17 protein-coding genes are annotated in these 19474 nt (G+C 65.6%); 6 read left to right on the top strand and 11 right to left on the bottom strand.

Annotated features, from left to right (window positions below):
- The first annotated feature begins 1117 nt into the window (after positions 1–1117).
- A complete protein-coding gene (locus tag FQK05_RS18540) occupies positions 1118–2215 on the top strand; it encodes a tRNA-dihydrouridine synthase (RefSeq protein WP_158969645.1) in 1098 nt (365 codons plus the stop codon).
- A 66-nt stretch (positions 2216–2281) separates the two neighbouring features.
- On the opposite strand, the gene FQK05_RS18535 is transcribed toward FQK05_RS18540, so the two are convergent.
- Together FQK05_RS18535 and FQK05_RS18530 are read right to left on the bottom strand one after the other, a co-directional pair.
- A complete protein-coding gene (locus tag FQK05_RS18535; RefSeq protein WP_158969643.1) occupies positions 2282–3307 on the bottom strand; it encodes a transketolase family protein in 1026 nt (341 codons plus the stop codon).
- Positions 3304–4170, bottom strand: coding sequence for a transketolase (locus FQK05_RS18530; RefSeq protein WP_158969641.1), 867 nt, complete (start codon positions 4168–4170; stop codon positions 3304–3306). The genes FQK05_RS18535 and FQK05_RS18530 overlap by 4 nt, the downstream gene beginning before the upstream one ends.
- Positions 4171–4553: 383 nt before the next feature.
- Here FQK05_RS18530 and FQK05_RS18525 point away from each other — a divergent pair, with 383 nt between their 5' ends.
- On the top strand, positions 4554–5288 hold the full coding sequence (locus FQK05_RS18525) for a GntR family transcriptional regulator (RefSeq protein WP_158969639.1): 735 nt from the start codon (positions 4554–4556) through the stop codon (positions 5286–5288).
- Between the two features lie 268 nt (positions 5289–5556).
- Here FQK05_RS18525 and FQK05_RS18520 read toward each other — a convergent pair whose 3' ends face one another.
- Both FQK05_RS18520 and FQK05_RS18515 read right to left on the bottom strand, forming a co-directional pair.
- Positions 5557–7221: a N,N-dimethylformamidase beta subunit family domain-containing protein gene (locus FQK05_RS18520; protein ID WP_158969637.1), complete on the bottom strand. Its 1665-nt coding sequence runs from the start codon at positions 7219–7221 to the stop codon at positions 5557–5559.
- Between the two features lie 27 nt (positions 7222–7248).
- Positions 7249–8502, bottom strand: coding sequence for an aminotransferase class III-fold pyridoxal phosphate-dependent enzyme (locus FQK05_RS18515; RefSeq protein WP_158969635.1), 1254 nt, complete (start codon positions 8500–8502; stop codon positions 7249–7251).
- Between the two features lie 357 nt (positions 8503–8859).
- Here FQK05_RS18515 and FQK05_RS18510 point away from each other — a divergent pair, with 357 nt between their 5' ends.
- From FQK05_RS18510 to FQK05_RS18495, 4 genes are read left to right on the top strand one after another with little or no spacing between them, the layout of a single operon-like run.
- The gene (locus FQK05_RS18510) at positions 8860–9972 is read left to right on the top strand and encodes an ABC transporter ATP-binding protein (protein ID WP_158969633.1); all 1113 of its coding nucleotides are present in this window, start codon (positions 8860–8862) and stop codon (positions 9970–9972) included.
- Positions 9972–10835 (top strand): ABC transporter permease, encoded by an 864-nt coding sequence (locus FQK05_RS18505; protein WP_158969631.1) that lies wholly within the window; start codon positions 9972–9974, stop codon positions 10833–10835. Before FQK05_RS18510 ends, FQK05_RS18505 begins: the two co-directional genes overlap by 1 nt.
- Positions 10832–11632 carry an ABC transporter permease gene (locus FQK05_RS18500; RefSeq protein WP_199252706.1) on the top strand — a complete coding sequence of 267 codons (801 nt, stop codon included), beginning with the start codon at positions 10832–10834 and terminating at the stop codon, positions 11630–11632. The genes FQK05_RS18505 and FQK05_RS18500 overlap by 4 nt, the downstream gene beginning before the upstream one ends.
- A 56-nt stretch (positions 11633–11688) precedes the next feature.
- Positions 11689–12747, top strand: a complete 1059-nt coding sequence (locus FQK05_RS18495) for an extracellular solute-binding protein (protein ID WP_158969629.1) — start codon at positions 11689–11691, stop codon at positions 12745–12747.
- A gap of 60 nt (positions 12748–12807) precedes the next feature.
- Here the strand turns inward: FQK05_RS18495 and FQK05_RS18490 are convergent, their stop codons facing one another.
- The 7 genes from FQK05_RS18490 to FQK05_RS18460 form a co-directional block, all read right to left on the bottom strand.
- Positions 12808–14346: an acyl-CoA dehydrogenase family protein gene (locus tag FQK05_RS18490; RefSeq protein ID WP_158969627.1), complete on the bottom strand. Its 1539-nt coding sequence runs from the start codon at positions 14344–14346 to the stop codon at positions 12808–12810.
- A complete protein-coding gene (locus FQK05_RS18485) occupies positions 14343–15215 on the bottom strand; it encodes an amidohydrolase family protein (protein ID WP_158969625.1) in 873 nt (290 codons plus the stop codon). Before FQK05_RS18485 ends, FQK05_RS18490 begins: the two co-directional genes overlap by 4 nt.
- Before the next feature lie 11 nt (positions 15216–15226).
- Positions 15227–17107: a feruloyl-CoA synthase gene (locus tag FQK05_RS18480; protein WP_158969623.1), complete on the bottom strand. Its 1881-nt coding sequence runs from the start codon at positions 17105–17107 to the stop codon at positions 15227–15229.
- 29 nt (positions 17108–17136) lie between these two features.
- Complete coding sequence (locus tag FQK05_RS18475; protein ID WP_158969621.1) at positions 17137–17907, bottom strand: crotonase/enoyl-CoA hydratase family protein; 771 nt, start codon at positions 17905–17907, stop codon at positions 17137–17139.
- Between the two features lie 68 nt (positions 17908–17975).
- On the bottom strand, positions 17976–18464 hold the full coding sequence (locus FQK05_RS18470; RefSeq protein WP_233270569.1) for a MarR family winged helix-turn-helix transcriptional regulator: 489 nt from the start codon (positions 18462–18464) through the stop codon (positions 17976–17978).
- A 201-nt stretch (positions 18465–18665) separates the two neighbouring features.
- A complete protein-coding gene (locus FQK05_RS18465) occupies positions 18666–18992 on the bottom strand; it encodes a type II toxin-antitoxin system RelE/ParE family toxin (protein ID WP_158969619.1) in 327 nt (108 codons plus the stop codon).
- Positions 18989–19255 carry a type II toxin-antitoxin system ParD family antitoxin gene (locus tag FQK05_RS18460; protein ID WP_158969617.1) on the bottom strand — a complete coding sequence of 89 codons (267 nt, stop codon included), beginning with the start codon at positions 19253–19255 and terminating at the stop codon, positions 18989–18991. Before FQK05_RS18460 ends, FQK05_RS18465 begins: the two co-directional genes overlap by 4 nt.
- Positions 19256–19474 lie beyond the last annotated feature (219 nt).

Here is a 19474-nt window from a genome sequence, read left to right as displayed (position 1 = left end):
GTCCATGCCTTGTCACTCCCTGTTTCCGGAATTGGGTCCGCCGTCACCGAACGGCAGTACCGTCGTCAGGCTTGGCCGCTGGGTTTCGCACGGCGCCTGCCATGGCCCGCGACCCGTGGCCGCGTCGGCCGGTTCATGTCAGACCGGCAGGGTCGGGACGCCCCGCATCCGCCCCCCGACGCAGCGGCCCGGGAAAGCGCCTGACCGCACATCGCCCCGTCCGCGATCCTGCCAGAGCCCATTTGGATGTCGGGGGAACCCGGTCCAATGGACCGGAACGCTCTGTTTAAGGTGGACCAGCGTGTCGATGGTTCCGCGGTGGCCAATCCGGCCCACGGCATCCCGCATCGCAACGCGCCGGCTTCCCGGCAATTTTCAAGAGTCATGTTCCAGATCCGCCCGATCACGAACACGACGCCCTACCGGCACTCTCCCCAACCGACCCGCTTTTCGATCCGCGCCGCGCCCGCATTTCCGGCATCGTTCCACCCGGACTACAGCCCGCCGTCCCAGTTGGGTGTCCCATCGCAAGGGCAGGGCCGACGCCGCCGTTTCCCCCCGGATCTTCGGATCCTGTCGCAGACACATCGCGGCCCGGACGAAAGCCCCCCGCTACCGATCAGATCGACGTCTGAAACGCTTCATGTTCGGGCCGGTGGCGTGGCATTGAAGCTCTCGGCACAACTGCACTTGCGAACGTCGTTTGGGCTCCCTCCGAAGGGACCCGGCGTCCGCTATTGCGGGTGGAAGCGCGCCGCGGGATGCCGATGGGAACATGTTATACGTCCCCGTCCCTGGACCGTGCCACGCGGCAGGGATGGCAGGCAGGGTGGCCGGAACGGGCGCGCAGGCCGCAGGGTTGCGCCCTGCACAGCGGCCTGAACCGGCCCTGCCCGATCGATCCGGGCGGACGGGCTGCGGCGCGGCACCGGGATTTGATCCCGGTGCCGCGCCGGCCGAATTCGACCGGGGTTGCCGGATCCGGCCTGTCCGGGCGCGAACTCCGGCCTACATGCCGTGTTAATCGCGCGTGTTTTACGGGCAGGTGCGAAAGAATGTTGACTTTCCAACGTCTCATGCGGACGCTTCGGAATGCGAACAAAAGACTGGGTCTGCTGTGCCGAACAATCTTGCTACAAATTTTACGGGTCTCGATTTTGTTAACCCTTTCGTCCTGGCCTCTGCGCCGCCGACGGAAAGCAAACGCAAGATCCTGAAGGCCTTCGAATCCGGCTGGGGCGGCGTAGTCACCAAGACGATCGGCCTGCACCCCGTGGAAAACGTGGCCGGTCCCCGGACGATCTTCCAGCGTTCGAGCGAGGACAAACCCTATGTCTCGCGCATGAAGCGGGCCGATACGGTGTCCCATTCCTCGTGGAACTGGGAACTGATCTCGGACCAGCCGCTGGAGCTGTGGCTGCCGGACCTGGAGGAGATCAAGACCACCTATCCCGACCGCATGCTGATCGCATCGATCATGGCCGGCGCCGGCAATGTCGAGGAGATGAGCAACTGGCGCAAGCTGGCCGTCGCCTGCGTGAATGCCGGCTGCGACGCGCTGGAACTGAACCTGTCCTGCCCGCACATGGACCGCAAGGACATGGGCGCGAACATCGCCAACGATGAAGACATCATCAGATCCATCCTGCAGGCGGTGACCAGCGCGGTCAGCGTTCCGATCTGGGTCAAGCTGACGCCGTCGACATCGACGCTGGTCGATGCGGCCGCGGTCGCCTATGCCTCGGGCGCGGCGTCGATCTCGCTTTGCAACACGTTCCCGTCGATCCCCCTGATGGACCCCGAGACGTTCAAGTTCGAGGTCGAGGTCGACGGCTATGTCACCTCGGGCGGCCAGGGCGGGCTGGCGATCCTGAACCAGGCGCTGCAGCGGGTTTCGGACATTTCCCGCGCGTTCCCGGACAAGGCGATTTCCGGCATCGGCGGCATCAAGGGGTTCCACGAGGCGTTCAATTTCATCGTGCACGGCGCCGGCAACCTGCAGGTCTGCACCGCGGCGATGGAGGAAAAGGGCAGCGGCGGCATCGGCGTCCGGCTGATCCAGGAACTGAAGGACGACATGGCCGAATATCTGGAGCGCAAGGGCTTTTCCTCGATCGAGGAATTCCGCGGCATCGCGCGCGAACGGATCGTCGAGCATTCGCAGATACGCCGGAAAAGCGAAGCCTATAACGGCGGCTACGAGAAGACCGCCTAGAAGGGCATGGGGCCCTGCGGGTGCCCCGCGCGGCCCGGGGCAGGACCTGCCCCGGCGCGGAGGGGCTCAAAGCCCCAGGAACTCCGTCGCGACCGCGACCAGTCCGGATGCGTCCAGCCGGTAATGGGCATAAAGCGCCGCCGGTGGCCCGACCTCGACAAACCGATCCGGCACGCCGTGGCGCAGGAAGGGCACGCGGGGCAGGTCGACCAGCACCTCGGCCACCGCGGTGCCTAGTCCGCCGGTGATGTTGTGTTCCTCGACGGTCAGGATCGCTTTCGTCTCCTGCGCGGCGGCCGCGATTTCCTTCCGGTCCAGCGGGCTGATCGTGTGCATGTCGACGACCCGGACCGACAGGCCCCTGCCGGCCAGCACCTCGGCCGCATCCAGGCTGGCGCGGACCTGGCTGCCGGTCGCGATGATCGTCAGGTCGGTGCCTTCGCGCAGGCGGATCGCCTTGCCGATGGTGATGTCGGGTACGGTGTCATAGACCACCGGATCGCGGCCGCGGCCCAGGCGGATGTACATGGCCCCGGGATGATCGGCCGAAACGCGCAGGATCGCCCGCAGATGATTGGCATCCGTGGCACAGACCACCGTCAGATCGGCGATGGTGCGCATCATCCCCAGATCTTCCAGCGCGTGATGAGACGTGCCGTAGAACCCCATCGACATGCCGGAGTGGGTGCCCACGACCCGCACCTTCATCCGGGGATAGGCGCAATCGGTCCGGATCTGTTCCGCGCCCAGGATGGCCGAAAAGCTGGCGAAGGTCGCCACATAGGGCACCAGCCCGCAGGCGGCCATGCCCGCGGCCGAGGTGATCATGTTCTTCTCGGCGATGCCGAAGTCGAAGAACCGTTCCGGGTACGCCTCGCGGAAGTCGTTGGTGCGGTTGGCCGACGCCAGGTCCGCCGTGGCGACCACGATCCGGTCGTCGGTCGCAGCCATCTGCGCCAGTTCCTCGCCCAGAACGAAGGCCGGCATCCCGGCCTTGGGCGTGCCGCGGACCGACCGGCTGTCCTTGAAACTGGTGCTTCCTTCAGTGGTGCCGCGAAAGATCTCGGCCTCGTTCTGCATCTCGGTGCTCATTCCGCCGGCTCCACTTCATAGGGTTTCAATCCGGCGTCCAGTTCCGCCATCACGTCGTCGTAGTCCTCGCCCACGAGGTTTCCGACATGCCAGTCGAGCGACATTTCCATGCGCTTGACCCCTCGCCCCTTGACCGTATCAAAGACTATGACCTGCGGTTTGCCGGTCGTCCCGTCCGGCAGCCGCGCAAAGGCATCAAGCACCTGGGGCAGATCGTGCCCGTCGCACCGCTGCACGCCCCAGCCGAAGCTGGCGAAGCGGTCGGTGATGGGCTCGATCGACATGATGTCCTCGGTATGACCGTCGATGCACAGACCGTTGCGGTCCAACAGCGCCACAAGGTGGCCGGCCTTGAAGTGACCGGCGGCCATCGCCGCTTCCCAGATCTGGCCTTCGGCCATCTCTCCGTCACCCAGCAGGACATAGGTGCGGTAATTCTTCTTCTGCACCCGCCCGGCCAGCGCGATGCCAAGACCCACCGACAGCCCGTGCCCAAGCGAACCGGAGGAGAAATCCAGCCCCCGCACCTTCTTCATGTCCGGGTGATCGCCGTATTTCGAACCCAGCCTCGTGTAGGTTTCCAGTTCCGCCGGGTCGAAATAGCCCAGGTCCGCCAGCACCGGGTAAAGCCCGATGGCCGCGTGTCCCTTGGACATGACGAACCGGTCGCGGTCGTCCCAGTCGGGGCGCGACGGTTCGATCCTCAGCTGGGAATAATAGAGCGCCGACAGGATCTCTGCGCAGGAGAAGGTCGACGAATAATGCCCCGCTCCCGCAATGCGCGACAGGCGGACGGTTTCCGTGCGGATGAACTTTGCCCGGTCCTTCAGGACTTCAAGGCTGACATTGGATGGTTCGGGCATTCCGGGTCCCCGCAGGATCTGGTTTCGGATATATCATATTACGCGACAATCGACCCATCTTCGGCCAGAATCAATAGATTCTCGCGAATGCAGTGCATTTTCTGCATATTTTGATATATCTTGAATGGGAATTTGCTATGGTGGACGACAGATCTGGGCCCGCAACGCGAAATCTTGACCAACCGGTCAAATCCTGTCGGCATCCCGGAGGCAGAGAGAGGCAAGAGCTTGACCGGAACGCCACGCGGCCCGACACGACCCCCACGCAGTTGCGCACGGATGACCGGCGGCACTGGATTACCCCGGCCGATGCGGGCAGTCTGTGCACCACCGCGCCCCAAGGCGGGCGGGATGCCATGACGCCTAGGCCAGGAAGGACATCTATGCTGACCGCCGATCCCGCAGCCGGCACGCCCGTCGAACCGGCCACCGAAGAGGGCTCGCTGTCCGAGACCGTCTATCTGCGGCTGCGCACCGCGCTGATGCGGGCGGAACTGAAGCCGCACGAACGCCTGAAGGTGCGGGATTTGGCGCAGCAGATGGGAACATCCGAAACCCCGGTGCGCGAAGCTCTGTTCCAGCTGGCCCATGACGGCGCGATCGAGATCCGGCCGCGGTACTATATCCGCGTGCGACGCCTGACCGCGAAGGAATACCTGGAACTCCGCGACATCCGCATGAAGCTGGAACCGCTGGCCGCCGAGAAGGCCCTGCCCCACCTGACACCGGAGGTGCAGGAGAAGCTGCGCGACACCCACCGCGCCCTGCGCGAGGCCGAGGAAAGCGGCGACTGGACCACCGCACTGCAGGCGAATTTCGATTTCCACTTCGGAATCTATGCGCATTCGGGAATGCCCACCCTTACAGAAGTTCTGGAAGGCCTGTGGATCCGGCTGGGGCCGACCCTGTCCGAACTGTATCCGCAGGCCGCGCCCACCTATGCGGACCGGCACCAGCATCTGAACATCCTGGACGCGATCCAAGCCGGCGACGCCTATGCCCTGCGCGAGGCGATCAAGATGGACCTGATCGAAGGCGGCCGGGCGCTGAGCATGCACCTGGCTAGGATCGAGGCAAAGCCACCGGCACCCGCGGGACGGAAGAAGCGCAAGGAATGATATGCCGGCGCGGGCCGTTTGGAACAATGTTCCAAATGGCGTCACAGCCGCCCGCGGATCGGAATGGGCGCTTTGACCGGGACCCTCGCGGGCCTTTCGGAACGGCGTTCCGGATCCTGCACTGGCAGGCTGCTTGGCCGGACAGCGGACGACCCCGCTGTCGGGCCCCATTCTTCAGGCCCCATTCTTCAGGACTGCGGGCGGCCGCTGCCCGTTCGGCCGGAGCGCCCACCCTCCCGCCCGGTCGCGGAAGGGCGGATGTCTTCGATCAGGACGCCGAAAAGCGGTCCAGCGCATTTCGGGTGATCTCTTCCGTGAAACTGTCCCGCCGCGTCAGGCCCATGACCCATTCGCAGGTCCCGGCACAGAAGACTTCCCCCTTGCCGCGGGTCATGCTGACCACCATGCCAGCGCCGTACTGGAAGTTGCGCCGCGCCTCCTCGTAGGGCGGTTCCGCCAGTTCGGCCAGGCCCACCAGATCGGAATCCCGGACATAATAGCGATAGCCCGGGCCCATGTGCTCGTATTCGAACAGGGTCGCGGGGCTCATCGCCAGGATCTCGATATTGTCCGGCACGCCGGGGGCCGCCACGGGGTACGGCAAGCCCTTGGTGACGGTGTAATCCAGACCGTCGACCTCGTAGCCGAAGATCCCGGCTTCGGCCCCGAAGACGTCGGCATAGCGCAGGTCGGTCCCGTCGAAGGCCCAGTGGTCGGGCCGGTAGACGGTGAACCCGCGCGATCCGCGCGGCGCGAACCCGCCCCAGCTGGCATACATGCCGTGGCAGCCGTTCACGCCCGTGGTCGACGCCCCGGGCCAGTTCACGATGCCGCTTTCCCAAGAAGCCGTCGCCAGGTGTTTCGTCGCCGGGTCCTTCGCCATCGGGTCGTGCTCTGGCGCCTTGACCTTCCAGCAGACCTGCCTTGCGCCGTCATCCTCCAGCCGGATCTGCCACAGGAAGTTGCCGCCGAAGCGGCTGAAATTGCCGCCCTTCTCGACGAAGTCCTCTACCGTCTGACGCATTTCCCAGGACCAGTATTCGTCATGGCCCACCGTCACCAGACAGCTGTAACGGTCCAGGATTTCCGGCCGGTAGTGCAGGTCGGTCTGGGTGATGATGTCGAAATCGTACCCTTCCTTTTCCGCCCAGACCGCGAAGTGACGGTCGAACTGGGCCCAGCCGGCGGCGGCGTAGTACTGGCCGAAGCCCTGGGAATAGCCCCATTCCTTCGACGGATAACCGGTCAGGTCGTTCATCGCAGGCGCGTGGGGCTGGGCCACCCGCGCGGCGCCTTTGGGCAACCACAGCAAGCCCCGGGTCCACGGCCGGTGCAGCGACAGGTGCGGCGACGGTTCGTTGCCGTTCGGCCCCCAGGTCCCGAAGTAATGGTTCGCGCCGCCCCAGTCGTTGTAGGACGTCCAGGTCCCGGTACACAGCATCAGCAGGATCTTTCCCCGCTGTGTCTCCGGCGTGGCCCGCACGACAACGAAATGGTGCGACAGGAAGCGTTCACCCGACGGACGCACGCAGGACGTCACGACTAGGTAGAAACCCGGCCTCTGGTCCTTCGGGATCGTCCAGCTGTGCACCACCGGCCAGTCGCAGCCGTCCATGTAGGCCGTGGGAGAAGTCGGCGTGAACCGGCCCGGCAGGTCGAAGGCCTCGTGCACCATTTCCGGCACATGGCCGTCACGGTAGATCTGCAGGTTCCAGGTCTTGGCCGTGGACGATCCGTGGAACTCCACCGTTTCGCCCGGGTCGAAGGACATCGCCGTCGTGTAGACGAAGGCCTCCGGCAGGTCCGGGTCCTCGCGCGGCCCCATATAGCGGTAGTCCGACAGGAAATGTTCGTCCCCGTGGCCCTTGCGGACGGCCCAGGGCCGGATCGCGTGGGGGCCGTTTTCGGGGTAGGGGAAAGTGGTCTTGGGCATGGCGGTCAAATCCCTCGGGGCTGGAGGTCAGGCGATGGCAAGTCCGTCGCGGGCCAGGGTTGCGAATGCGTCGTCGATGGCGGCCAGCGCACGGTCGATCACCGCGTCGTCATGCGCAAGCGACAGGAACATGTTATGCTTGTGATGCAGATAGACGCCGCGGGCCAGGGCCGCTTGGCACAGCGCCTCGGCCATCCGGTGATCGGTGTCGCCCGCGATCTGCATCATCGGCATGGCCGGCGGGCCGGACATGTCCACGGTGTACCCGTTCCGCGCCCCGGCGGCGATCAGCCCGTCGCGAAAGCGGATACCGGCGGCGTTTATCCGCGCGGGGCCGTCTTCGCGTTTCAGGATATCGATAGTCTTGACCGCTGCCGCCATCGAGGCCGCGCCGTACCAGAACGACCCGGTAAAGAACGCCTCGGCTCCGGCCATGCGGAACCTTTCGTTGCCGGTGACGGCGGCCAGCGCATAACCATTTGCGATGGCCTTGGAAAAAGCGGTCAGGTCGGGGCGGATGCCCACGCCCTCCCAGCTGCCGGCCAGGTTCAGGCGGAACCCTGCGCGCACGTCGTCCAAAATCAGCGCCGCGTCCCTTCCCGTGGCCAGCCGGCGGGCGGCGGCGGCGAAATCGGGTGCCGGCAGTTCCTGCCGCTTTCCCAGATCATGGCGGAAGGACGACACAACGATAGCAGCTAGGTCGTCGCCCGCCTTTTCGACCGCGGCTTCCAGGCTGGCGGCGTCGTTATAGTCGAAATAGTCCAGGTGGGCCCGATCTTCGGCCGTGACGCCAAGCACGGAAGGCGAACACCAGGGCACCGCCCCGTGATAAGCGCCGCGCGCCACCAGCACCTTGCGCCGGCCGGTGCCCGCGCGCGCCAGCGTCACGCAGGTGGTCATCGCGTCCGATCCGTTCTTCTGGAACAGCGCCCAGTCGGCATGGGCCACGGTGTCGACCATAAGTTCCGCCAGTTCGACCGCATGTTCGCTGGGCCCGTTCAGGATGTCGCCCGCGTCCATCGCCGCGCGGGCGGCCGCGTCCACCTCTGGCCGGTTGTGGCCCAGGATGATCGGACCCCAGCTGCACATGAAATCGATGTAATCGTTGCCGTCCACGTCGGTGACGATCGCGCCGTAGCCCCCGGCAAAGAACTGGGGATAGCCCGCCGGCACCGCCGCCGCGCGCATGTGCCCCCACATCCCGCCCGGAATCACATGTGCCGCCCGTTGGCGCAGCGCGGCGTCCTTGTGCAGGACCAAGCCGGGAATCGAGGCCGTCATCCAGAATCTCCTGTGTCGTGTGGCAGGGCCGGAAGCGGCGCACTGCATACTTGATATACCAGAACACGCGTTCAGACCCCTTCGTCAAGTAGACATGATCGATTGACCTCAATTTTCGCAGCCGCCTGCCAGTAACCTCAAGATTCACCTAAGAATCGGGTTTTGATCATAAACAAAAGGGCGATTTTCTTGTTTCCGGACCGCGGAATCCGCTGTATTTTAGGCGGAGCAACCAAAATTTTGCCCAAATTATTCGATTTTTTTCTGGCGGAGCACAGAAAGATTTGCGCTATTCGGTATATCAGATAGCTTGCGGCCATGTCGCTCGACACCACCACCAGATCAACGGACCGATTGATGATTGCAGAAGCAGCCTCACCCGCACGGACCTCGGACTCGGCCACAGGCGCGCGTGTATCGATACGGGGGCTGGGCAAGTCCTATGGATCCGTGACAGCGGTCACCGACGTTTCGATGGACATCGAAAGCGGTGAGTTCGTGGCGCTGCTCGGCCCGTCGGGGTCGGGCAAGACCACCGTCCTGATGATGCTGGCCGGATTCGAGCTGCCCACGGGCGGAGAGATCCTGATCGACGGGCGCGACTGCACCCGCCTGCCGCCGCAGAAGCGGGATATCGGCATGGTGTTCCAGCACTATTCCCTGTTCCCCCACATGAACGTGCGCGACAACGTGGCCTTTCCGCTGAAGATGCGCGGAATCGGGGCCGCCGAACGCCGCCGCCGGGCCGATGCGGCGCTGGAAGTTGTCCGGCTGGGCGGTTACGGCGACCGAAGCCCGAAACAGCTGTCGGGCGGCCAGCAGCAGCGCGTCGCCCTGGCCCGCGCCATTGTCTACGAACCCAAGCTTCTGCTGATGGACGAACCGCTGTCCGCGCTGGACAAGAACCTGCGCGAGGAGATGCAGCTGGAAATCAAGCGGCTGCATTCGGAACTGGGCATCACCATCGTTTTCGTGACCCACGACCAGGGCGAGGCGCTGACCATGGCCGACCGGGTCGCGGTCCTGCGGGACGGGAAGATCCAGCAGCTGTCGCCGTCGCGCGAGCTGTACGAACGCCCCGCCAATCTGTTTGCCGCCAGCTTCGTGGGAGAGATGAACCTGATCCCCGGCCAATGGGACGGCGCGACGATAACGCTTGCCTCGGGGGACAGTCTGGTGCCGCCGCCGCAGGCCTTCCCCCAACCGGTGGCCCCGGGCGCGGCCCTTCTGGCCTTCCGGCCCGAACGGCTGGCGCTGGCACCGGCGGGCACGCCGGGCGCCCTGCCCGCCACGGTCCGCGAGGTCGTCTATGCCGGGGCCGACACGCTGATCATCGCCGCCATGCCCGACGGGACGGAAATCCGCGCGCGCGTGCCGTCTGCCGGATCGCGGGACATCGCGGGCGGCACCGCCATCGCGCTGGTCTGTCCGCCGGACGCGATGCTGGTCTATGCCGGGGGGGCCGCGTGATGGCCGGGTTCTTCGCCTGGCGCGGGCGTCACCTGCCGCCGCCTGTCGTGGCACTTCTGATGGCGCCGTTCTTCATGCTGATCGTCTTCGCGTTCCTCTATCCGATCCTCAGCCTGCTGTCGCTGTCGGTCACCGAACCGCAGCCGGGCCTGGGCAACTATGCCAAGATCGTCGAGAATCCGCTTTACGCCACCGTCCTGATGCGCACCCTGTGGATCGCGGTCGTGGTGACGGTCTGTTCGCTGCTTCTGGCCTTTCCCCTGGCCATGGCGATGGCACAGGCCCGGGGCGCGATGGCGCTTCTGCTGACGGCCTGCGTGCTTCTGCCCTTCTGGTCCTCTGTTCTTGTGCGCACCGCGGCCTGGTCGGTGCTGCTGCAACGCAACGGCATCGTGAACGGGCTGCTGCAATGGGTCGGGCTGACATCTGAACCCGTGCGCCTTCTTTATACCGAAGGGGCCGTCGTGATCGCGATGACCCATGTGCTGATGCCCTTCATGGTGCTGCCGATCTATGGCGCGCTTCGGAACATCCCGCCCGATTACGGCCGCGCGGCCGCGATCTGCGGTGCAGGCCCGATCCGGCGCTTTTTCGAGGTGACCTTTCCCCTGGCCCTGCCAGGCGTCATGGGCGGCGCGATCCTCGTCTTCCTGACGGCACTTGGGTACTTCATCACCCCCGCCCTGCTGGGTTCGCCCAAGGAACAGATGATTGCCACCCTGATCTCGCAGCAGCTGCGCGAGTTCCTGGACTGGCCCTTTGCCGCGGCGCTGGTGGGCGTGCTGACCGTCTTCGTCACCGCAATCACCCTGGCCTTTTCCAAGGTCTTCCGCTTCGACCGCATGATGGGGGGCCAGCTGTGAAACCCGCACTCGATCCGGCCAAGCTGCTGATGAACGCCTATGTGGCGCTGATCCTGGCCTTCCTGATCCTGCCGATCCTGATCATCCTGCCGATGGCCTTCAGCGACACCGATTATCTGACTTTCCCGCCCCAAGGCTTCACCCTGCACTGGTTCGGGGACTACTTCGGCAATTCCCGCTGGATGAAGGCCACCGGCTTTTCGCTGAAGATCGCGGCCCTGACGGCGGTGATCACCGCCGCCATCGCCACCGCCGCGACCTATGCGCTGGTCCGGGGCGCCGGGCGGCTGGGCGCACTGTTCCAGGGCTTTCTGATCATGCCGATCGTGGTGCCGCATATCGCGCTGGCCGTGGCGCTTTACCTTTTCTTCCAGCGGACCGGGCTGGCCAATACCGTCGCGGGCTATGTCATGGCCCATTCGGTCATCGCCATGCCCTTCGCCGTCTTCACCATCGCCGCGGCGATGAGCGCAGTCGACCCGACGCTGGAAGACGCGGCGATGAGCTGCGGCGCCAGCCGCTTTTCGGCCTTCCGGCTGGTGACGCTGCCGCTGATCCTGCCCAACGTGCTGTCGGGGGGCCTTTTCGCCTTTATCCTGTCCTTCGACGAACCGGTGATCACCTTCTTCCTGGCCGGCATCCGGCAGAAGACCCTGCCCCGGATGATGTTCGACAATATCGAACAAAGCCTGACGCCCACCATTCCCGCCATCGCGGTGCTGCTGACCGCGATGGCAGTCCTTGTTCTTGTCGCGGCAGGTCTGCTGCGGCGGGTGGAGGCGCGGCGCAGGTCCTGACGCGCGCGGCCTTCAAGACGGAAAACGACAACAGAGCAATCAACAGGAGACCCGCAATGAATCTTCGAACATTCCTTCGTCCGGCCGGGGGCGTGCTTGCGCTCGCCATGGCCACCACGACCATCACGGCCGCCCATGCGGACGAGATCGTCATCGCCACCACCGGCGGCCAGATGCGCAACACCATGGAAGAGTACTTTTATACGCCCTTCGCAGAGGAAACCGGGATCGAGGTCATCCCCTTCGACATCGAGGTCCCCGACCAGTGGGCCCGGGCCGAAGGCATGGCGCGCACCGGCAATATGGAATTCGACATCGTCACCGCCACGGGCCCGGACCTTGTCGACAAGGCCGACATCCTGCTGACCATCCCCTGCGACGAGATGGCGAACGTCAAGGAATACGCCCTGCCCGGCGCCTGCCAGCCCAAGGGCCTGGCGCGGACCACCGGCGGCATGGTGCTGACCTACAATACCGACCTCTTCGGGGACAATCCGCCCACGACCTGGGCCGATTTCTGGGATGTCGAGGCCTATCCCGGCCCGCGCGGCCTGCCCGATACCGGCGACCGCGACTGGTGGCTGCCGGTCGTGGCCCTGCTGGCCGATGGCGTTCCGAAGGCAGACCTGTTCCCGCTGGACCTGGACCGCGCCTATGCCAAGCTGGACGAGATCAAGCCCCATATCGACGTCTGGTGGAAGACCGGCAACCAGGTGCAGCAGATCCTGCGCGATGACGAGGTAGCGCTGGCCATGGCCTATTCCGGCCGGGCTCTGAAGGTCGTGCAGGAAGGCCGCCCGTTCGCCATGGCCTGGGACGGCGCGATCCGCGACACCGGGTACTTTGCCGTGATGAAGGACGCCCCCGATCTCGACGGCGCACTGAAGTTCCTGAACTTCTTCTATGGCAAGGCCGACGGCCATCCGGGCTTCATCCGGACCGTGGGGTATGCCACGTCGTCGACCATCGGGCTCAGCCAGCTGCCGGAGGACGAGCAGAAGCTCTATGCCACCTACCCGGCCAACTACGAACAATTGGTAGATCCCGACTTCGCCTGGATCGGCGCGCACCGGGACGAGTTGCGCGAACGCTGGAACAGCTGGCTGCTGCAGTAAGCGCCCCGGCGTGACGCGATGCCCGGCCGGCTTCTCCCCCCGGCCGGGCATTTGCGTTTGTCAAACTCCCGCGGCCGACATCCGTTCGGCGCCGGCACCGGCCAGCGCGGCCTCGGCCGCGTGAAGGCGCACCAGCGCGGCGCGGAAGGCCAGGTTGCAGGTCAGTTCCATGAAATCGTGGGCGTGATCCGACGGATCCCCGGCTTCGGCCACCATGCGGGCGGCGGCGCCCCAATCGACCGCGGCCTCCTGCAGCTCCGGCCCGCTGTCGTTCAGGAAGGCCACGAAGGCCCTTGCCCCGGCGCCGCCATTGGCGGTCAGCCCGCGGGTAACGGTGGTGCGGGCATGAATCCCGTTGGTGCCTTCGTAGATCGCGCAGATCCGGGCATCGCGCCAGTTCTGTTCGGCTCCGTATTCCCGCAGGTAGCCATAGCCCCCCATCACCTGGATGGCGAGGTCGGCCGCCCGGATCCCCGCATCGGTGCAGAAGTACTTGCAGACCGGGGTCATGAAATCGACGAAATCGCGGTCCGTCCCCAGCGCCTCGGCCACCAGCGTGATATGGCACAGCGCCCGGGCGCCGCGCGCCAGCCGGTCGCAGGTGTCGATCATCCGCGCCACGTCGGCGTGGCGGTCGATGGTGACGGGCTGCCCGGCAACGTCCCGGCCCTGGCTGCGTTCGGCTGCATAGGTCCGGGCCAGATCGGCCGCCCGCGCCGCATGGGCCACGCCCTGAAGCGACACGTCCAGCCGTGCGTGGTTCATCATCGTGAACATCGCCTTCAGCCCGCCGCCTTCCTCACCGATCAGCTGCGCCCGGGCGCCGTCGAAGACCAGCTGGCAGGTGGGCGAGGCGTGAAGGCCCATCTTCTCTTCGATCCGGGCGACGCTGACACTGTTCCGCGACCCATCCGGCAGATGCGACAGGCAAACGAAAAGGGACAGGCCCCGCACGCCGGAGGCCGCATCGCCTGTCCGGGCCAGGACAAGGTGCAGGATCCCCTCGCTCATGTCCTGATCGCCGCCGGAGATGAAGATCTTCTCGCCGCTGATCCGCCACAGGTCGCCGTCGGGCACTGCCTTCGTGCGGATCGCCGACAGATCCGATCCCGCGCCGGGTTCGGTCAGCGCCATGGTCGACACCCACTGGCCAGAGGCCAGCGGCGGCAGCAGTGCCACCTTCTGCGCGTCGGTGCCGAAGCGGCGGATCACCCCTGCCGCACCCGGCACCAACGAACAGATCATCTGCAGCGAATGGTTGGCCCCCGAAAAGATTTCGGACACGCCGGCCTGCACGGCGGCGCCAAGGCCCTGGCCACCGTGTTCTTCGGGGATGGTCAGGCCCTGCCAGCCCTGTTCGGCCAGTTCCCTGTAGACCGCGCCGAAACCGTCCGGCATCCGCACCCGACCGTCTTCAAGCCGGCACCCCTGCACGTCGCCCACCGCGTCCAGCGGCGCCAGCCGGCCTTCGGCGAAGGACGCGAAGTGGCCGATGATCTCGGCCGCCAGGTCGTCGTCCCAGTCGGGCAGGCGGTCGGCCCGCGCCACGTAGCGCAGGGAAAACAGGATATCGTCGACAGGGGCACGGAATGCGGTCATGACACGCCCAGCAGCCGCATTGCGTTTTCCTTCAGGATCAGTGGCTTGACCTCATCCCGGAACTCGGCCTTGTCGAAGGCGTCCAGCCATTTTTCCGGCGCGATCATCGGCCAGTCGGACCCGAAGAGCATCTTCTTCTTCAGCATCGTGTTGGCATAGCGCACCAGGATCGGCGGGAAGTACTTCGGCGACCAGCCCGACAGGTCGATATAGACATTGGGCTTGTGCTGGGCGACCGACAGCGCCTCTTCCTGCCAGGGAAAGCTGGGATGCGCCGCGATGATGTTCATGTCGGGGAAATCCACCGCCACGTCGTCCAGGTACATCGGGTTCGAATATTTCAGCCGCATTCCGTTGCCGGCCCGCATGCCCGATCCCACGCCAGTCTGGCCGGTGTGGAAAAGGCCGACGCAGCCATGTTCAGCCAGCACCTCGTAGAATGGATAAGCCATCCGGTCGTTCGGGTAGAAGCCCTGCATCGTGGGATGGAACTTGAAGCCCTTGACGCCGTGCTCCTCGATCAGGCGGCGCGCCTCGCGCACGGCCATCTTTCCCTTCCACGGATCGATGGAGGCAAACGGGATCAGGACGTCGTCGTGTTTCGCGACCTCGGCCAGGACCTCGTCGTTGGAATAGCGGCGATAGCCCGTCTCGCGTTCCGCATCGACCGGGAAGATGACCGCGGCGATGTTCTGTTCGCGATAATGCGCCGCCGTTGCCTCGATCGTGGGCGGGTGCGACCAGGGCGCGCCGAAGTACTTGGCCATCGTCGTCTGCAGTTCGTCATAGCCGTCATCGGCATGGCAACCGCAGGGTTCTTCGGCATGGGTGTGGATGTCGATCGCGCGGACCTTGGTAAAATCGACCATTGCAGCCTCCTTCAGACGCGGATCAGCGCCGGGTCTTCGTTGTCGTAGAGCCGTTCCAGCAGGTCGGCCCGTCGGGTCAGGATCTTCTTGATGTTCAGCGAGCCCTTGTCGGTGATCTCGTGATGTTCCAGCGAAGGCGGTTCCGCCAGCACCATGGCCCGCGTGATCCGCTTGGCGGATCCAGTGACATGGGCGTTCATCTCGCGCAGGCGTAGTTCGATCCGGGTCATCAGGTCGGGATCGGTGACGGCGCCGCGGGTGACGTTGTCGCCCACGGTGCCCGCCGGCGGGAAGATGAACAGACCGACCTCGCCCCGGTCGTGGCCACAGATCACCACGTCCTGCGCCAGGCCCTTCAGGTCCTTCAGGGCGGTCATCCTAAGATTCCCCGCCTGGACCCAGGTGCCGGTGTCCAGCTTGAAATCCTCGGACACGCGGCCATCGAAGACCAGGCCGCGATCGGCATCCGCGGGGTCCACGAAACGCACGGCGTCCCCGGTGATGAAATACCCTTCGTCGTCGAAGGCTTCGGCCGTCTTCTGCGGATCGCCGAAGTAACCGGTCATGACGTTCGGACCCTTCACCCGGACCTCGCAGCGCATGTCCTCGTCCGGGATCAGCTTCACCTCGACCCCGGGCAGCGGCACGCCGATCACGCCCGAACGGCCGATGGGTTCGTGGACCATCAGGCAGGCCGGCGCGGTTTCGGTCAGACCCCAGGACGAAATCATCATGGGCAGCCCGCCGCGGGCTTCGAAGCAGATCTGCTCCAGCGCCTCCCACACGTCCTGCGGCAGCGAGGCGCCGGCATAGAACAGCAGCTGCTGGTCCTTGAACAGGTGGCGCTGCAGGGCGGGATCGTCCTTGATCGCCTCGACCAGCATGTTCCAGCCCACCGGCACGTTGAAAGCCAGCGTGCCGGGACGGTCGGACCGGTTCTTCAGCGTGGTCTTGAAGGCGGGGCCCGTGGGCTTGCCGCTGTCGATGGTCAGCGTGCCGCCATGGCACAGCATCATGTTCACGTTATGGCTGCCGCCGAAGACGTGGTTCCAGGGCAGCCAGTCGGTGATCCTGGGCGCGTGGTCCGACAGGAACGGCAGCGCCACGCCCATCTGCGCCTGGTTCACGCACATCATGCGGTGGGTGGTCAGCACGCCCTTCGGGTCCGAGGACGAGCCCGAGGTGAACAGGATCTTGGCCAGCGTATCCGGCCCCACCGCCGCATGGGCCGCGTCGACATCCGTGTCGGCCCCTTCCAGCAGTTCGGCCATCATGGTCAACGGCCGGTCCGCCGTACCCCGGGCCGCCACCACCTCCACCCCTGCCAGTTCCGGCAGCGCGATGGCCGGGGCATAGCGGGTCGCATCATCGACGAAGGCCAGTTTCGGCTTCACCTTGTCCAGGACATAGATCAGGCGGCCATGGGCCTCGGGGATCAGGGAATACTGTTCCGCCAGCGGCACGACCGGCACGCCGACATATTGCGCGGCCAGGGACAGAAGCAGGTGGTCCAGCCCGTTGCCGGACAGCATGGCGATGGTGTCGCCCTGCCCCAGCCCGCGGGCCAGAAGGGCGGAGCCTATGGCGCGGACCTGCTGCAACAGTTCCAGATAGGTCACGTTGCGCCAGCCGGGGCCTTCCTGGGGCCGTTCCGACAGCGCCACACGGTAAGGTTCCCGTTCGGCCCACTTGTGCAGCCAGACGCCGGTGTTGGCGACGGGTTCGGGCAGGTCGTAGCCCGAACGCAGCAGGATCGTGCCGTCGGCGCGATCCTCGCGGATCACCTTGTGGGGCGCATAGCGCGTCAGCGTGTGGCGGCGCGCCCAGTCTGCACGGGCAGTAGGGTCCGCCGGTGCTGCTTCGGGCACGGGTGCGACGGTATCGGCGATCATGGCTCCTCCCTCCATTTCTGTCATCTCTGTCAGCGGAACTTGGGCTGTCGTTTCTCAAGGAAGGCATGAAGCCCTTCCTTGGCGTCGGGCGTGGTCTGGACCAGCGAGGCAGCCAGGCTTTCGGTGAAAAGCCCGTCGGCCTTCGACATGTCCTCGATCCGGGCCAGGGCCTGGACCATGAAGTAATTGGACATGGGCGCGTTGGCCGCGATCTTGCGGGCAAGGTCCCGGGCCATCGGCAGCGCCTCGCCCTCGCCCACGGCGTAATGCGCCAGACCCAGCCGTTCGCCCTGTTCGGCGTTGTACTTGCGCCCCGTCAGCATCATCTCGGTCATGCGGTCGGCTCCCAGGATGCGGCCCACCCGCACCGTCGCTCCCCCGCCCACGAAGATGCCGCGGCGGCCTTCGGGCAGCTGGAAGATCACCGACGGTTCGGCGATCCGCACATGGGTCGCGGTCGCCAGTTCCAGCCCGCCGCCGATCACCGCACCGGTCATGGCACTGATCGTGACCGGGCCTCCGAACTGGATCAGGTCCATCACCCGGTGCCAGTTGCGCGAGTGATAGACGCCCTCCTCGGCCGTGCGTTCCGCATGTTCCGCCAGGTCGAGACCCGAACAATAGTGCCCGCCCCGCCCGTGCAGGATCACGACGCGGATCTCCTTCGGCAGCGAGATGTAGAACTGCTCGATCTCGTTCATCAGCCCTTCGGACATCGCGTTGCGCTTGTCCTCGCGGATCATCTCCAGCTCGGCGATCTGGCCGTCATAGGAGGCTTCGGTATAGATGCCTTTCGACATGGTCGTTCCTTCTTCTTCGTCCGGTAGCGGGCTTGTCGGCCCCTGCATTGGTGCGACGGATCTCAGCCCTAGGCGCCGGTTTCCAGCTTGCGCAGCAGCTTCAGCAGCGTGTCCAGTTCGTCATCGGTCAGGTTGGCGGTCAGCCGGCCTTCTTCGGCGGACGTGGCGGCGGATGCCTTTTCCAGCAGGCGCCGCCCGCGGATCGTGGCATGCAGCGAATAGCGGCGCCGGTCCTTTGGATCGCGCACACGGGCGATCAGGTCCCGCTGTTCCAGTTCGTCCATGATCAGAACGAGGTTCGACCGTTCGACCTGCAGCACCTCTGCCAGTTCGGTCAGCGTGATGCCGGGCCGGCCGACGATCAGCGACAGGGCCGAGAACGAGCGGATCTTCAGATCGAAGGGCTGCAACGCGCCCTGCGCGACCCGGTGCACCACCAGATAGGCCCGTTTCAGGCTGTAGCCGATGAAGCTGCGCATGATGTCGTCGGTGTCAGCGCCGCCTTCGGACATGTCCGCCGACGTCGCCCGCACTGCGGCCTTGTGCCGATCCTGCATGGTGATTCCTCCTGCCGCCACAAGAGACCGAAAATTAGTTACAAGCAAGAACTATTATATTCGGATACGATCCGGAAACCGCATGGACGGGCGCAAGCCGACAAGCCCGCCCGGGGGCGCGGCACAGGTCTGGACTTGATGATCTGCCAGCTTCGGGCGGGGTGCAGCAACAGGCCCCCGTTTCCCGGCTGTGACCCGATCTCAGGCCTGCCGCATCGCGTGCAGGGCTGCGATCCGGCGTGGCAGGTCGCTACGGGAATGCAGGATGTCGACGATCACGATCTCGTCCGCCATCTCGTGCACGATCAGGAAATGTTCCCCCGCGCGGGCATAGGACAGGGCCCCGGCCTCGCCCACGAAGACCGAACAGTCGCGCAACAGGGCATGGCCCGCCGCCACCGCCTGACACCGGTCCAGCACCTCGGCCTCGTAGGCCTCGGCCTGTGCCGGCCCGAAGGTCTGGATGGTCCAGAGCGCGATATCGACCAGACTGTCCTGCGCACGCGGCGTCAGTCGCCAGGGTTTCATCCCGCGCCGTGGCGCCGCCGCGCCTCGGCAAAGGCCGCGCGCACCGCGTCGGCTCCGCTGCCCGGCGCACGTTCACCGGCGCGGGCTTCCTCCAGCCCGGCCGTCAGGCGGGCACCCAGATCGCGGAACCGCGCCTCTTCCTGTTCCAGCAGACGCAGGCCGGCGCGCATCGCCTCGCTGGCGTTCTGGTAGCGGCCAGAGGCGACAAGCTGCTTCAACAGCTCGTCCTGCTCTCCGGTCAGCACGACATTGCGGGTGGTCATCGCGGGCCTCCATCGGTTCATGGCAATATATGCCAACAAGACCCTCTGGCCAAGAGACCGCGCGACCCGGGGCGCCGGACCCGCGAGACAGGTTTCAGGATCGGGTGCGGCCCCCCGGCAAAGGCCGCCATGCCCGTTGGAACCTGCCACGCCGGACAGTATGATCGACGACGAAACGAGGCCATTGCATGAACGGGGGACCGACGTGAGGCGAGACGC

Origin of the sequence: Chachezhania sediminis, from assembly GCF_009765275.1 — a bacterium.
Classification (GTDB): domain Bacteria; phylum Pseudomonadota; class Alphaproteobacteria; order Rhodobacterales; family Rhodobacteraceae; genus Chachezhania; species Chachezhania sediminis.
This window is presented reverse-complemented; position numbering and strand designations above follow the sequence as displayed.